Source organism: Streptomyces sp. NBC_00306 (assembly GCF_036169555.1).
GTDB classification, from domain to species: domain Bacteria; phylum Actinomycetota; class Actinomycetes; order Streptomycetales; family Streptomycetaceae; genus Streptomyces; species Streptomyces achmelvichensis.
This window is the reverse complement of the sequence record NZ_CP108032.1, coordinates 311,324-325,167: the sequence shown is the minus strand read 5'-3', so window position 1 is coordinate 325,167 and position 13,844 is coordinate 311,324. Positions and strand designations below refer to the sequence as shown.

General features: G+C 70.4%; 14 protein-coding genes. 8 read left to right on the top strand and 6 right to left on the bottom strand.

Going from position 1 to position 13,844, the window contains the following annotated elements:
- Positions 1-2 precede the first annotated feature (2 nt).
- The 4 genes from OHA05_RS01395 to OHA05_RS01380 are packed head-to-tail and all read left to right on the top strand — an operon-like array spanning position 3 to position 1,880.
- Positions 3-353, top strand: a complete 351-nt coding sequence (locus OHA05_RS01395; protein ID WP_313949127.1) for a gas vesicle protein — start codon at positions 3-5, stop codon at positions 351-353.
- Entirely contained in the window at positions 350-1,297 is a 948-nt protein-coding gene (locus OHA05_RS01390) for a GvpL/GvpF family gas vesicle protein (RefSeq protein ID WP_328859528.1), read from the top strand. Before OHA05_RS01395 ends, OHA05_RS01390 begins: the two co-directional genes overlap by 4 nt.
- Positions 1,294-1,554 carry a gas vesicle protein gene (locus tag OHA05_RS01385; protein WP_313948298.1) on the top strand — a complete coding sequence of 87 codons (261 nt, stop codon included), beginning with the start codon at positions 1,294-1,296 and terminating at the stop codon, positions 1,552-1,554. The genes OHA05_RS01390 and OHA05_RS01385 overlap by 4 nt, the downstream gene beginning before the upstream one ends.
- Complete coding sequence (locus OHA05_RS01380) at positions 1,551-1,880, top strand: gas vesicle protein K (protein ID WP_328859527.1); 330 nt, start codon at positions 1,551-1,553, stop codon at positions 1,878-1,880. Before OHA05_RS01385 ends, OHA05_RS01380 begins: the two co-directional genes overlap by 4 nt.
- A 37-nt stretch (positions 1,881-1,917) precedes the next feature.
- On the opposite strand, the gene OHA05_RS01375 is transcribed toward OHA05_RS01380, so the two are convergent.
- Positions 1,918-2,382, bottom strand: coding sequence for a pyridoxamine 5'-phosphate oxidase family protein (locus OHA05_RS01375; protein ID WP_328859526.1), 465 nt, complete (start codon positions 2,380-2,382; stop codon positions 1,918-1,920).
- Positions 2,383-2,539: 157 nt separating this feature from the next.
- The gene (locus tag OHA05_RS01370; RefSeq protein WP_313948301.1) at positions 2,540-3,142 is read right to left on the bottom strand and encodes a TIGR04222 domain-containing membrane protein; all 603 of its coding nucleotides are present in this window, start codon (positions 3,140-3,142) and stop codon (positions 2,540-2,542) included.
- A gap of 188 nt (positions 3,143-3,330) precedes the next feature.
- Here OHA05_RS01370 and OHA05_RS01365 point away from each other — a divergent pair, with 188 nt between their 5' ends.
- Positions 3,331-4,032, top strand: coding sequence for an alpha/beta fold hydrolase (locus OHA05_RS01365; RefSeq protein WP_328859525.1), 702 nt, complete (start codon positions 3,331-3,333; stop codon positions 4,030-4,032).
- A gap of 47 nt (positions 4,033-4,079) precedes the next feature.
- Here the strand turns inward: OHA05_RS01365 and OHA05_RS01360 are convergent, their stop codons facing one another.
- The 4 genes from OHA05_RS01360 to OHA05_RS01345 form a co-directional block, all read right to left on the bottom strand.
- Positions 4,080-4,817 carry a class I SAM-dependent methyltransferase gene (locus OHA05_RS01360; RefSeq protein ID WP_328859524.1) on the bottom strand — a complete coding sequence of 246 codons (738 nt, stop codon included), beginning with the start codon at positions 4,815-4,817 and terminating at the stop codon, positions 4,080-4,082.
- A gap of 244 nt (positions 4,818-5,061) precedes the next feature.
- A complete protein-coding gene (locus OHA05_RS01355; RefSeq protein ID WP_328859523.1) occupies positions 5,062-5,634 on the bottom strand; it encodes a hypothetical protein in 573 nt (190 codons plus the stop codon).
- A 235-nt stretch (positions 5,635-5,869) separates the two neighbouring features.
- Positions 5,870-7,411 (bottom strand): M1 family metallopeptidase, encoded by a 1,542-nt coding sequence (locus OHA05_RS01350; protein ID WP_328859522.1) that lies wholly within the window; start codon positions 7,409-7,411, stop codon positions 5,870-5,872.
- Positions 7,412-7,706: 295 nt separating this feature from the next.
- A complete protein-coding gene (locus OHA05_RS01345) occupies positions 7,707-8,147 on the bottom strand; it encodes a hypothetical protein (protein ID WP_328859521.1) in 441 nt (146 codons plus the stop codon).
- 263 nt (positions 8,148-8,410) lie between these two features.
- Between OHA05_RS01345 and OHA05_RS01340 the strand changes: the two genes are divergently transcribed.
- From OHA05_RS01340 to OHA05_RS01330, 3 genes are all read left to right on the top strand, one after another.
- On the top strand, positions 8,411-8,773 hold the full coding sequence (locus OHA05_RS01340) for a DUF1801 domain-containing protein (protein WP_313948305.1): 363 nt from the start codon (positions 8,411-8,413) through the stop codon (positions 8,771-8,773).
- A 126-nt stretch (positions 8,774-8,899) separates the two neighbouring features.
- Positions 8,900-9,268, top strand: a complete 369-nt coding sequence (locus OHA05_RS01335; protein ID WP_313948306.1) for a low affinity iron permease family protein — start codon at positions 8,900-8,902, stop codon at positions 9,266-9,268.
- Between the two features lie 791 nt (positions 9,269-10,059).
- Positions 10,060-13,773, top strand: a complete 3,714-nt coding sequence (locus tag OHA05_RS01330) for a S8 family serine peptidase (protein WP_328859520.1) — start codon at positions 10,060-10,062, stop codon at positions 13,771-13,773.
- The last annotated feature ends 71 nt before the right edge of the window (positions 13,774-13,844 follow it).

Below are 13,844 nucleotides of genomic sequence, written 5' to 3'. Positions count from 1 at the left end.
GCATGGAGACCTGGGACGCGGGCCCGCGGTCCGTCCAACAGGGCACGACCACCACCAACCTCGCCGACCTCCTGGAGAGGGTGCTCGACAAGGGCATCGTCATCGCGGGAGACATCAAGATCGATCTGCTGGACATCGAACTCCTGACGATCCGCCTGCGGCTCTTCGTCGCCTCCGTCGACACCGCGAAGAAGGCCGGCATCGACTGGTGGGAGACGGACCCCGCGCTCTCCTCCAAAGCGGCCAAGAGCGCGCTGGCCGAGGAGAACGAGCAACTGCGGGCGAGACTGCGGGAACTGGAACCGGACGACGACGCGGACGAGCGTCCCGCGTTGCGAAGGACGGGCCGATGAGCGACCTGTCAGGCCCGGGCACCACCGCGGCGCCCCGACTCCGAGCCGACGGACCCGCTGCGGAGACCGGGCAGGCGACCTACGTCTTCGCGGTGTGCCGGCCCGCCGCGGGAGACGTCCCCTCCGCTCGCGGTCACGCCGAGGGCGGCCCGCTGCGGACCCTGCTGCTCGGGCGCCTCGCGCTCCTCGTCCAGAGTGTGCCCGCGGACGCCTTCTCCGAGGACGAACTGCGCCGCCGCCTCGGTGACCGCGCCGAGCTGGAACGCTGCGCCCGGGAGCACCACGCCGCCGTCGAGGCGGCCCGCGCGTCGGGCCCGGTCATTCCCTTCCCTCTCGCGACCCTCTACCGCAGCGACCGCAGAGCCGTCGAAGCGCTCCGCGCAGGCGAACCGCGTTTCAGCGCCCTGCTCGACCGCCTCACCGGGCACGTCGAGTGGGCGGTGAAGGTCCACCTCGCGCGGCCCGCCGCCGAACCGGGAGCCGCCGAACCGACAGCCCGGCCGACCTCCACGCGTCAGGGAGCGTCGGGTCAGGGAGCCGGCCGCGCCTATCTCAGCCGCGTCAGCGGACGCCAGAGGCAGGCGGACGAGGAGCGCCAGGCCGCGTTCCGCGCGGCCGAACAGGTCGACGAAGCGGTTCGGCGCCATGCCACGGCCGCCGTACGTCACCGCCTCCACAGCGCCGAACTCACCGGCAGCAACAAGGCGCAGGTGCTCAACGCCGCCTACCTCATCGGTGACGAGGCCTACCCCGCCTTCGTACGGGCGGTGGCGGACCTGCGCGGGACGCCCGCCCTGTCGGGCATCGAGATCGACGTGACAGGCCCGTGGGCCCCCTACTCCTTTGCCGAACTCGGGGACTACGCGCCGGGGCAGCCGGGCGCGGGGGCGAAGGAGCCGGCCGAACGCGCTTGCGCGCCGCGATCGGAGGGGAACGCGCGATGACGGACCGAGTTCTGCCGACGGTCGGCTACGCCGACCAGCCGCACCCCGTCCCCTGGGAAGGCCCGGAGACGCTCAGCCCCATCGGCGTCCCCCTGGTCGACCTCCTCGATCGCGTACTGGCCACCGGTGTCGTCGTGAGCGGCGACCTCGTTCTCGCTCTCGCCGACGTGCCGCTGGTCCGCATCTCGCTCCACGCCCTGCTCTCGTCGGTCAGCGACCGTGTGCCGGCGCCCTGGCCCGACAGCGGTCCCCTGTGACGGCGGAGCGGGCGTCGGGCGCCCGGACGAAGGCACTGGGGCCGGAACCGCGGCTCGACCTCGATCCCGAGCATGCGGCGCGCGACCTGGCCGCGCTCGTCCTCACCGTGGTCGAACTCCTGCGCCAGCTCATGGAGCGCCAGGCCGTGCGCCGCTTCGACGACCAGAGCCTCACACCGGAGCAGGAGGAACGCATGGGCACCGCGTTGATGCTGCTCGACGAGCGCATGGACGATCTCTGCGCGCGTCACGGCCTCAAGCGATCGGACCTCAACCTGGACCTCGGCCCGTTGGGGTCCCTGCTGCCCGACGCGGGTCATCCGTAGGGCGACCGGGACGGCCGCGTCGTCTGCCCGGTCCGGGTCACAGCCAGTGGCTCTTCTGCATCACATCCCGGCCGGGCAGTTCGTTGACCTCTCGCCACGCCTGTATCTGGAGAGGCTCGATGCGGAAGTACTGGTACGGCGTCGCCAGTTCCCTGGGGTCGAACCCGGTCTTCACGGCGAACGCGTCACCGAGATCACGACCCGGCGTCCCCGCCTCCTCCCCGACCTCGATCGGTACGGCCGAGCCTTCGACGAGCACCACATCGCGTGTGCCACCCAACGCGAGCCGCACCTTGCCACCCGCCAGCAGGTTGCGGCTGGTCGGGGAGGTGCGGACGGTGGAGATGACGAAGGCGGCGCCGTCCCAGAGGAACGACAGGGGCACCAGATAGGGGTTGCCGTCCCCGTCCGCGGTCGACACCCAGGCGTCGACATCTGCTGCGAATCGTGTGCGCACATCGTGCTGGCGCTCGGAGAGGCTGCGCGGCGGCGGGAGGGTCATGAGAGCAGACTCCTTCGTTGATCGGCAAACGTCGTTGGTGCACAAGCGGTTCGGGGACGAGCGGCCGAAGGCGAGGTCGTCCTACGGATCAACAGACTGTGCCACGCGTCGAGTTGGCCCGCTCGACCAGGCCCGGGATCAACGCGGCGCCGAGAGTTCAGTCGCTGCCGCCACCACCGCCTCCGCACGAGTGGTGCCCGCCCGAAGCAGCGCTGCCGCCCGTGTCGTGGTCCGAGTCCGGTCCGCCGTCGTCCAGTGCCCTGCCCATCCGGACCAGCCGCTTGCCGAGCCCGGACGGCACGGTCGACGCCTCCACGACCGCCCGTCGCACCCGCCTGTCCGGTACAGCGGCGGGCCCTTCGAACACATGGTGGGGGAGCACTCCCTCATGACGTGCCTCCTCCAGGCTCCGCCGTCCCGTCGCGGTCGGGCGACGCCCCGACCGCGCGAGCAGACCGTACGCAACGAGTCGCGAACCGATCTCTTCCACCTCGGGCGCACCTTTCAGCGCGGCGAACACGGCTGCCGTGCTCCTGCCACGGGGGCAGAGAGCAAGCAGTGCCCGCTCGACCCGGTGCCCGCCCGCCTGCTCGTCGCCGGCACGCACCCGCGTTGCCCGAAGGGTCACGGCGCCCCGCTCGCTGAGTGCCACGAGCGCGACCTCGACCACCCGCCGCGGCCCGCCGGCCAGGTAGGCGATGTCGTACACATCGAGTGTCTGCGGCGCCGTCGTGACGGGTCGCCGAAAGAGAGTCCGCATGGCAATGCCCCCTGCCCTGCCCGGAAGTTCCCGTTTCCGCTGTGATGTCCAGCGAGGCATCGGCCAACCCTCGAGGGCACAGGTTCAGAGGAAAACTTGAGCTCTCCGCCTGGGCAGCCCTGGCACTGCCGGTCCGCGGCAGGACCCACGCCGGGGCAGTTGTCAGACCCTCGCGTTACGTTGGCCCCATGGCTGACTTCGTACTGGTAGCGGGCGCATGGCTCGGATCGTGGGCGTGGGACGACGTGGTGCCGGAGCTGCGTACGGCGGGGCACGGCGCCCACCCGCTGACGCTCTCCGGACTCGCCGACAAGCAGGGTGTGCGGGCGGGGCAGCAAGCCCATGTCCAGGACATCGTCGATGAGGTGGACCGTTTGGATCTGCACGATGTGGTGCTTGTGGGGCACAGTTACTCGGGGATTCCGGTCGGTCAGGCGGCCGAGCGCATCGGTGACCGGCTGAGGCGAGTGGTCTTCGTCGACTCGAACGTCCCGGCCGACGGCGGATCCTTCGCCTCCAGCTGGTGGCAGGGACAAGCGGTTTTCGAGGCATCGATCGCGGAGCACGGAGGGTTCTGGGCCCTGCCGACCGCGGCCGACTGCGAAGGCCAAGGGCTCTCGGACGAACAGATCGCCCGGTTCGTGGACGGCGCCACACCGCACCCCGGCGCCACGCTGACCGAGCCCGCGGTGCTCACGCGTCCGCTCGGTGAGCTTCCGGCGACCTACATCAAGTGCCTGCTCGACGGTCCCGAGCCGAGCGCCGACGTGGTCGAACTGCTCACCAGTGAGCGGTGGCGGCTGGTCGAGATGAACACCGGCCACTGGCCGATGTTCTCCCAGCCGCACGAGCTGGCGGAGATTCTGCTCGGAGCGGCCGAAGGGGCCTGACGCATCGGGGGCGGCACACCCGACGGGCCCGCCGCCCTCGTCGCGCGCTACGGACGGCCGTTCCGGCGGAACAACGCCGTCCACAGGAAGGGTTCGCCGAAGCAGGGGGACTGCGCCGGTTCGTCGTGCATCCGGCGCAGTTCGACCTCCTCCAGGTCGGAGAAGACCCACCGGAGGGACTCCGGTGTATAGGCGAGACCGCCGTGGAGACGGGCCTGGCGGTAGAACTCCTGGTCACCGAGCTCGGACCCCATCCCACCGGCCGCGAAACAGGTCAGGGCGAAGTGTCCGCCGGGGGCCAGGCGTTGGTCGAGGAGCGCGAGATAGCTGATGCGCCGGTGCGGTGGCAGATGGTGGAAGCACCCCGAGTCGTAGATCAGGTCGTAGGGACCGTTCAGCGCGGTGCCGGTGAGGGCGAAGGCGTCACCGCGGTGGAAGCGGATCCATGCGCCCGCCTCGCGGGCGCGGTCCTCGGCCCAGGCGATGGCCGCGGGGGAGAGGTCCACGGCGTCCACCTCGAAGCCGAGCGAGGCAAGGTGCAGCGCATTGCGCCCCGGCCCGCACCCGAGATCGAGGGCGCGCCCCGGAGTGATCAGACCGCGGTCGAGGTATGCGACCAGGTTCTCGTCCGGCTTGTCCACGAAGAATGGCACCGGCTTGGAGCGGTCGGCGTAGAAGCCGTCCCACCACGATCCGGCGTCGTCGGTCCATCGGTCGGCGTCCGGCGCGAACAGGCTGTCCAGCAGCCTCAGTACGTCCTCGGTCGTACGGATGTCCCGGTCCATCGGCCCCCTTTACTCCGATGGAAATCGTAGGCTCCGAGGGAGCAGAACCCCAGCTCAGATGGCATGTATGGATGCCGTCTCCGGCTCGCTCAGGGGCTCTTGACCGTACGAGAAGGCGCCACCCATGAGGGGTCTCGATGCGTCATCCAGGGCCCCGCGGAAGGTCGCGCAGGGCCCTTCTCCGGCGCTCGTGACCCGGGTTTTTGACCCGGCGTCGGACAGGGCGGGCCGCGAGGTCAGGAAATCACCGCGGGCTCGTGGGCGGTGCGGACGGCTGTTGCGGCACACCGCCCTGACCATCGGGGTCGATGTTCCAGATGGCCGGCAGGCCGGCCCCGCAGAAGACACAGACGAAGTCGTCGTCGCGCACGATGTTGAGCTGGTGGCAGCGTTCACACCGACGGAACACCACATCGTGCGTGAAGTGGCCGGGGCGGTCCACGAGACCGGCGCGGTCCAGCGCTCGGGCGACGGCGGGCCATGAGCTGATGTCCGGGCAGTAGCCGGTGGACTGATTGCTGACGTCACCCACCGTCCAACGCCCTGCTTCCCGGCGGAATCCGACCTCGCCGGCGCTCAGGACGGGATTGCCGCCCGCGCACACCACATGCTCACTGCGTCGGGGTGCGAGCCGAAGCAGACCATCCAGGCCGACGACGAAGGTGAACGGTTCGTCCAGCTCCGCCGCCGAGCGCTCACCCGCCCAGATGTCGAGGTCCCCGACCGAGCGAATAATGCGTCCCTCGCGGCCGGGCCCCGCCAGTGACCGCAGATCCGGCGGCCCGACATACCGATAGCGTCGCCCCCACGTGCTCATGCGGCTCACGGTAGTCACATGCCCGCTTCCGGCGCGACGGGGTTGCGCCTCGGGCGTCTTGGGCAGGGAGACGTGACGCGGGCACCGGACCGCACGCGACCGGTCACGTCCAGGTGCTGCAGGTCCGGGCGCAGCGTCAACCGGCAACCATTGCAGTCGCCCACAGCGCGGGGAGCCCGTCGGACGTCCTGTCCGACGGGCCCACCGCGCCGGGGGAGAGCGGAAGCCCGGCGCCTCAGAGAGTCGCGCTCGCGTGGTCGTGCGGGGCGCGCATCTCTTCCTTCCAGGCCGTCGAGTTGGTCGGCGCTGTCACCGTCCAGTCCGGATGGCCGGGCATGCGCGGCGTCTTCGTGCCGTACAGCCAGTCATGGAGGAAGCCGGACAGGTCCTGGCCCGACACCTGGGAGGCCACGGCGATGTAATCGGCCGTGGAGGCGCTGGAGTTGCGGTACTTGTGGAGGAAGCTGTGCTCGATCCGGCGGAAGGTGTCGTCGCCGACGAGGGTCCACAGGGCGTAGAGGACGAGCACGCCGCCCGTGTACCGCTGACTGTGGAAGAGGTTCGCGGCGGTCGGTGCCGCGACGGGGCCGGCGTCCTTGCGCCACTGGTCACCGCGGGAGTAGACGTCCTTCATCCGGGCTTCCATGCTGGTCAGTCCCAGTGAGTCGGGCCAGCCGCGCTCGTACCGGTAGAGCAGACCGTAGTAGTCGGCATGCCCTTCGTTGATCCACAGATCGGACCAGGTGGCGGGTGCCACCAGGTTGCCGAACCAGGAGTGGACCAGTTCGTGCATCATGTGCGAGCCGATCAGCTTCTCCTCCTGGAGGAGGTAGTTCGGCTTGTAGATGGTGAGGGTCTGGGTCTCCAGACCGGTGAAGTCGAACGCGTCGGGCGCGTCCGTGTTGGCCGGCAGGATGCCGTACGCCTCGAAGGGGAATCGGCCCAGGCGTTGCTCGACCCACGTCAGTTGACCCGGTGTGAGAGCGAGAGCCGGTTCGAGGGCGGCGGCGCGAGCGGTCGGGACGACGTCCCGCAGCCGCATGCCGCTCGGTCCTTGCCGCTCGACTATTCGGTAGTCACCCACCGTGACCTGCACGACTTCGGTGGCTATCGGGTCGCGGGAGCGGTAGGCAAACGTTGTCATGCCGTCGACGGTTCTGGTGGAGACGAGCGAACCGGTCGCGACGCCCTTCAGACCTTCGGGGACCGTCACCTTGAAGGCGAAGTTCGCCTTGTCGCTGGGATGGTCGTTGCACGGGAAGACCGTGCGCGCCAGATCGGGCTGACAGGCGACGGCGAACCCGTCGGGCGTCGGCACCCAGCCGTTGTAGGGAGGCTTGATCTTGCGCGGGTCGGCGACATAGTCGACGCGTATGAGGAACTTGCTGTGCTTGCGTACGCAGGCAGCGGGTGTGACGACCAGCTTCTCGGCCGCCTGCTCGAACGTTGCCTTGCGGTGGTCCAGCCATACGTCCTGGACGACGGGACCGAGCAGGTCCAGCGAGAAGCGCGAGAGATCCTGTGTGGCGCGGGCCGTGATGGTCACCGACGCATCGACCAACTGGGTGTCCGCGCGATAGGTCAAGTCGAGCAGGTAGTCGGAGACCCGGTATCCGGTGTTGCCGAGTACGGGGTAGACCGGGTCGCCCAGGCTGTCGCCACCGGGCGTCCCGCCACCGTGGGAGCCCTGCGCTCGCGCGGTCGGGGCGAGGGTTGAGGCAGCAGCTGTGCCGAGAAGCACGGCCGCCGGGGCCGTCACTCGGGTGCGGTTTCGCATGCGTCTCTTTCGTTGTGGTCCGTGGGGCAGGAGGTGTCGGGCATGAGAGGGGACGCGGTCGGTCGCGCCACGGTTCTCGGCACCGGTGTCGGTGTCACGGCGAGAGCCGGACGCGCCGTACACCACCGTGAAGCCGGTGGGTTGGCAGCATGATCGGCACCGAGGCGGGGGAGCGCAACTCGGGCGGGGCGCCGACGGTCTGGTGACCGGTCATGTATCGCCCACGGAAGGACGTGTCACCGCCGGTCACCGACACCTGCCGGCGTGCCCGCCCCGTGCGACCCTCCCAGGACGCTCACCCGAGAAGCAGTGCCGCGAGACGCTTCGCCGTCTTCTCTCCGGCACGCTGCTTGATCAGACCTTCCTTTGCGGCGGCTCGCATCTTCACCGCGCAGCCCTCGCCCCCCGGCAGTGCTTCGACCAAGGCCGTTACCACCACAGGGTTCATGCCGCCGAGCCCGCCACCCGTGACCACCCGCACCGTCCGGGCGTCCGTGCGGAGCTGCGTGCCGGGGACGGTGAGGTCGAATCTCGGGCCCGCCTGATCCAGGACCCGGACGACTCGTCCCAGGGCTTCCGCGAACGGCAGGGGCAGGACCAGGTCGATCTCGTGGACGTTCTTCTTCATCCGGCGGGCGACGCGCCCCGTCAGTCCTCCTGCCGCGCCGACGGAGGAGGCCACGGCGGCGAGTTGGCGGGCGAGGATCTCGTCCTCGCCCAGGTCCATGCCGGTCATGCCGCCCTCCCCCTACGGCACGATCGTGCCGCCCCCATGTGATCCCTCGACGAGGCCGAACACTACGAGCGGGCGAGCGGGTCCGCAACGACCTCCTACGGCGTCAGCCGCCGCGGCCTGTGCGTCGTGCCCCCGGGCGCCGACCGCACCAGGACGCCGTGATGAGCGGCGCACCTTCGTCCCGCGGCATGCGATGAGTTTCGCGACTGCCGTCGGTCTGCCTCTCGAACACCGGAGATCATCATCTGACGGAGGCACAGACCATGGCGAAGTTCGAGACTGTCGAGGCATATGTGGAGTCCCTCGACGCGACGCTGCGCGACATCGCCGAGCACGCACGGAAGACCATCGATGCGGCCCTCATCGGCGTCGATGCCGCCATGTGGCACGGACACCCCGTCTGGAGTCTGGGCGAAGCACCGGGACAGCAGCCGGTCGCCCTGATCAAGGCGTACGGCTCGTACGTGACCTTCGCCCTGTGGCGCGGCCAGTCCGTGACGGACCCTTCCGGCCGGCTGGAGGCGGCATCGCGGCAGATGGCTCAGGTCAGGCTCCGCTCGGTTGCGGACATCGACGCCGACCTGTTCACCGGCTGGCTTCACCAGGCGCGCGATCTGGAGGCCTGACCCGGGCCCGGCTCCGCACCGCGCACCGGGAAGCCTGCGGTGCGGCGGCGCCGCAGGCCCGCGCTCCCCAGGTGAACGATTGCCGACGACCAGGTGTGTTCACCAGTGACCGGGTAGATGGCATGCATGACCTTCCAGCACCCCTCCGACCGGGACGGCGACCGCCGGGGCTGGTTCTCCCGTCTCGCGGAGAACGCCTCGAACTTCACCAGTTCCCCGGCGTTCTTCGGCTTCTGCCTGGTCCTCGTGGCCGTGGTCATCACCACCCATGCCATCAAGCTGCCGATCGAATGGCTGATGCTCACCGGCGAGACGATGACCGCCGTCACGCTGCTCCTCCTCGCGCTGCTCAAGAACTCCGAACGCCGAGCCGAGCACGCGATCCAGAGGAAGCTGGATGCCATCGCGGCGGCGCTGCTGGAGATCCAGGAGCGCGAGCCGGGCGAAGCGGTCCGGAGCCTGCGGGAGGCCATCCGGATGGAGGAGGAGACCTGAGGAGTGCGGTGGCCGGCACGGGTCCCCATGAGGCTGCCCCGGCAGGTTCCAGGGATCAGGCCGAGCGGCGGCCTCCAGCGGTCGTGCCGGTGTCTGCCGCGCGCGCGTCAGGGGTGAGGGGATCAGGTCGGGCCAGTGCTTCGGACAGGGAAAGCCCCTCCCGTGCCGCAACGATCCGACGTACTCGCAGGCCGGCGCGCGTCCGGGGACGGTACTTGGGCTCCTTGCCACATCCGCAGACCTGTCGGCCTTCGTAGCGCGGCCCTTCGCTCAGGACCGCAGCCACCACGGACCATCCACGTACATCACGCCTGCGCGGCGGCGCGACATCATGGCCGGCGCAGACAAGGGGCCGGGCGCGGTTCGGACACAACTGCTCCCGCGGCGGGTACGGATGCTGCTTGAAGCCGACGCGACACGACGGACACGCGGAGTGCAGCTTGTAGGAGGTCTCGGCGTCATGGCACATGGGATGACGCTGGTGACCGGATCCTCGGCAGGGCGAACCGGTTGTCGCGTCGGGGGCGTGCTGTTGCAGAGCTGGTAGCCGCTGTCGACCCGGGCAATCGCTCCGACGGTCCCGGCCCGGGTGATCGTCCACGCAGGGCCGGGCCGACCGGTGTCGCGGCCCGGAGCGTCCAGTGACGTGCGGCACCAGGACCACAAGGGGACCGGGCGCGTCGCAACTGTGCCATGTCACAAGTGCGTCGGCGCCGGCCCATTGAGCATGGCCGGAGGCGGCCGGACGATCAGGTCTTCCACCTCGCAGATTCTGAGGAGTCGCCTTGCGCATGGTTCCCTTCCCCAGACCTGGGCTGATCGCGCTCGGCGTGGTCACCGCCCTGGCGGTCGGGGGCATACCGGCCGCCACCGCCGTATCCGCGCACCCGGCCGGTGCCGCGTCGTCCCCCGGTGCCGCACAACGGCCCGCTGGCAAGGACCGGACGCACACCGTCACTCTGATCACGGGTGACAAGGTCACGATCGGTACCGCCGCCGACGGCACCGTCATCCGGTCCTTCGAAGGCGCGGGCCCGGCCACCACCGGGTACCACCGCGCCGTCATCGACGGTGCGACGTACGTCTATCCCGAGGCGGTCCTGCCGTACATCGGCGCCGGCAAACTCGACAAGCGGCTGTTCAACGTGACGCAGTTGATCGCCGACGGCTTCGACGACGCGCATGCCGACCGGCTGCCGCTCATCGTGAAGTACACCGACGCCACGGCCAAGTCCCGGACCCTGCCCAAGGTTGCGGGCTCGAGCGTCGTACGCCGGCTGGACAGCGTGCAGGGCGCCTCCCTCGCGCAGAACCGCGACAAGGCCACGGCCTTCTGGACCGCCCTCACCGGCAACGCGGCCTCGGCGTCTGCCCGTTCGGCGAAGCCGGCGTTCGCGAACGGCATCGCCCAGGTGTGGCTGGACGGCAGGGTGAAGGCCGACCTGTCCGAATCGACCGCGCAGATCGGCGCGCAGCAGGTCTGGGAGGAGGGCAACACCGGCAAGGCCGTCAAGGTGGCGGTCCTCGACACCGGCGTCGACCCCGAGCACCCCGACCTTGCCGAACAGATCGACGCCGGCTCCAACTTCGTCCCGCACGAACAGGACTTCCTCGACTACCACGGTCACGGTACGCACGTCGCCTCGACCATCGCCGGCACCGGAAGCGCCTCCGAAGGCAAGGAGCGGGGAGTCGCACCCGGCGCCCGGCTGGGGATCGGCAAGGTCCTCGACAACGAGGGCCGTGGCCAGGAGTCCTGGATCATCGCGGGGATGGAATGGGCCGCCCGGGACCAGCAGGCCAGGATCATCAACATGAGCCTCGGTGGCGCAGGAGACCACACCGACCCGATGAGCGCGGCCGTCGACCGGCTCAGCCGTGAGACGGGCGCACTGTTCGTCGTCGCGTCGGGCAACGGCGGCCCGCGGACCATCAGCAGCCCCGGTGCCGCGGACTCCGCGCTGACCGTGGGCGCCGTCGACTCCGCGGATCGGCTCGCCGAGTTCTCCAGCCAGGGGCCGCGTGACGGCGACGCCGGCCTGAAGCCCGAGATCACCGCTCCCGGTGTGGACATCCTCGCCGCCCGCACCCACTACAAGCGCGGCGGCTCGGGCCACTACACCACGATGACCGGTACATCGATGGCGACACCGCACGTCGCCGGTGCCGCCGCGCTGCTGGCCGCCGCGCACCCGGACTGGACCGGCGCGCGGCTCAAGGAGGCACTGGTCAGCAGCGCGAAGGCCACCCCCTCCTACACGCCGTACGAGGCGGGCGCCGGCCGGCTCGACGCCGCCGCGGCGGTGCGCGCCACCGTATTCGCGACCGTCAGTGCACACTCCGGTTTCCACACCTGGCCTCCGAAGCCGGGAGAGACCGACGTCCGGAAGGTGACGTACACCAACGTCGGCGACGCCCCGGTCGCCCTCGACCTGGCAGTCGATGCCGGCACCACCCCGGCGGGGATGTACCACCTCTCGGAGAGCCGGGTCACCGTTCCCGCCCACGGCGACACCACGGTCTCCGTGACCGCGGACCTGGAACGGCTGCCGGCCGACCAGCCGGTCAGCGGCATGGTCACCGCCACCGACAGCACCGGAAAGGTGCGTGCCCGCACCCTGATCGGCGGAGCGAGAGAGGGACTGCGGCGCACCCTGACCGTTGTCGCCAAGGACCGGGCGGGCAAGCCGCTGACCGGCCGGGTCCACGTCATCTCCGAGCGCCTCGTCACGACGATGGACGTCGCGAACGGCACCGGCACGGTGCGGCTGCCCGTCGGCAGCTACAGCGGATGGATCCACGCCGACGTGCGGGGGGCCAACGGGCCCCACTCGCTGGGCATGGCGGTACTCGGCTTCAACGACGTGCAGCTCGACCAGGACCGTACCGTCACCCTGGACGGCCGCAAGGCGCGTCGGATCCTCGCGCGTGCACCGAAGCAGACCACGGCCGTCGCACCCCGCCTGGATGTCGAACGCGCCTTCGCCCGCACTCTGTTCGCGTCGTCCATGCTGCCCAACCCGTCCTACGACAGCATCTGGGCCCTGCCGACCGGCAAGAAGGTCACGGAGGGCACGTTCGAGTTCGGTGCCCGCTTCCGCCTCGAGCAGCCTGCGCTCACCGTGGGCACCGGGGCACAGACCTATGTCGACCCGCTGGTGAAGCGTGCGGCCAAGCCGCTTCCGGCCGGCACCAGGACGCTGAAGGCGGTCTTCGCCGGCGAGGGTTCTGCCGGGCAGCTGGCCCGGCACGACGTGCGCGGACTGGCCGTCGTGGTGCGGCGCAGCGACACCGTCGCGATACGTGAGCAGGCGGAAGCCGCCGCTGCCGCAGGCGCGAGCCTGCTCCTGGTCGCCAACGACGGGATCGGCCGCCTTCAGCCCTGGGACGAGCACGCCTACAGCCCCGAGAGTCCGGCCCCGCTGACGGTCGCGACGCTCGACACCGACCAGGGCGCAGACCTGATCGACCGGCTGCGGCGCGGGGGAGCCGTACTGAAGGTCGCCTCGCACCCCACCACCGAGTACCTCTACGACGTGGTGCACCACTGGTCCGGTGCCGTGCCGACGGAGCCGACCTGGCGTGTGCGGTCGGACGAACTGGCCCGGGTGGACGTCTCCTTCCGCAACCACCGGCCGGGCAAGGCGAACGAGTACCGCTACGACGCCTGGCAGGGCTGGACCGCAGGCAACCAGCTCATCGTTCCCGCGCGCGGAGAGCGGACCGACTGGGTCACCGCCGATGCCGATTGGGTGGAGGCGGCGAGCATCGCCGGTGAGACCGGGCAGCGGTCGATCGGCCTTCTGCGCTACGCCCCCGGGAAGAAGGGCAAGGTCAGCTGGTTCGGCCCGATCCAGCGACCCCGGATGGCTCCGGGTGCCTTCCAGCCGGTTCGCTACCTCGACACGATGTACGTGCCCGCGCCGGGCTGGGGTGACTCCGGCGCCGGCCATGTCGGAGACGCCTACGCGAACTTCGGCGTGGCCAACCGGGTGTCGCTCCATCAAGGCGACCGGGAACTCGCCTCGGGCAACGCCGAGCGGCTGACATCTCCGCCACTCGCCGCGGAACGCCGGCCCTACCGGCTGGTGGTCGACAACAGTCGCGGTGCCTGGGAACACCCCTACTCGACACGCACGCTGACCGAGTGGACGTTCACCTCCGCGGCGACCGGCGCCGAGTCGACCCTGTCACTGCCGCTGATCCAGCTCGACTACGGCGTGGACACCGACACGACGGGCCGAGCGGACCGGCGTGCCGGGCTGACGGTGACCCCATCGCATCTGCCGGGCACCACGGCTGCCATCGGCAGGCCCGTCGTCGAGATCTCGTACAACGACGGGGCGACCTGGCACCGGTCCGAACTGCGCCGTGACGGTGACGGCTGGCGGACGAGCCTCGAGGCCCCGAAGAAGGCCGGCTTCGTGAGCCTGCGGGTCTCCGGACGGGACAATGCCGACAACACGGTGTCCCAGACGATCACCCGGGCCTTCGGCCTGCGCTGACCCTCACGACCACGCGCATGGGCGGGACCGCACCCGGCGGCCCCGCCCGCCGGCGCCTACCGCCACCGGGA

Bases quoted from the DNA above. Each gene is read 5' to 3' on its own strand.
- OHA05_RS01330 (WP_328859520.1), top strand. From the start codon at position 10,060: ATGGTTCCCTTCCCCAGACCTGGGCTGATCGCGCTCGGCGTGGTCACC.
- OHA05_RS01345 (WP_328859521.1), bottom strand. From the start codon at position 8,147: ATGACCGGCATGGACCTGGGCGAGGACGAGATCCTCGCCCGCCAACTC.
- OHA05_RS01370 (WP_313948301.1), bottom strand. From the start codon at position 3,142: ATGCGGACTCTCTTTCGGCGACCCGTCACGACGGCGCCGCAGACACTC.
- OHA05_RS01385 (WP_313948298.1), top strand. From the start codon at position 1,294: ATGACGGACCGAGTTCTGCCGACGGTCGGCTACGCCGACCAGCCGCAC.
- OHA05_RS01350 (WP_328859522.1), bottom strand. From the start codon at position 7,411: ATGCGAAACCGCACCCGAGTGACGGCCCCGGCGGCCGTGCTTCTCGGC.
- OHA05_RS01335 (WP_313948306.1), top strand. From the start codon at position 8,900: ATGACCTTCCAGCACCCCTCCGACCGGGACGGCGACCGCCGGGGCTGG.
- OHA05_RS01375 (WP_328859526.1), bottom strand. From the start codon at position 2,382: ATGACCCTCCCGCCGCCGCGCAGCCTCTCCGAGCGCCAGCACGATGTG.
- OHA05_RS01355 (WP_328859523.1), bottom strand. From the start codon at position 5,634: ATGAGCACGTGGGGGCGACGCTATCGGTATGTCGGGCCGCCGGATCTG.
- OHA05_RS01365 (WP_328859525.1), top strand. From the start codon at position 3,331: ATGGCTGACTTCGTACTGGTAGCGGGCGCATGGCTCGGATCGTGGGCG.
- OHA05_RS01390 (WP_328859528.1), top strand. From the start codon at position 350: ATGAGCGACCTGTCAGGCCCGGGCACCACCGCGGCGCCCCGACTCCGA.
- OHA05_RS01395 (WP_313949127.1), top strand. From the start codon at position 3: ATGGAGACCTGGGACGCGGGCCCGCGGTCCGTCCAACAGGGCACGACC.
- OHA05_RS01360 (WP_328859524.1), bottom strand. From the start codon at position 4,817: ATGGACCGGGACATCCGTACGACCGAGGACGTACTGAGGCTGCTGGAC.
- OHA05_RS01340 (WP_313948305.1), top strand. From the start codon at position 8,411: ATGGCGAAGTTCGAGACTGTCGAGGCATATGTGGAGTCCCTCGACGCG.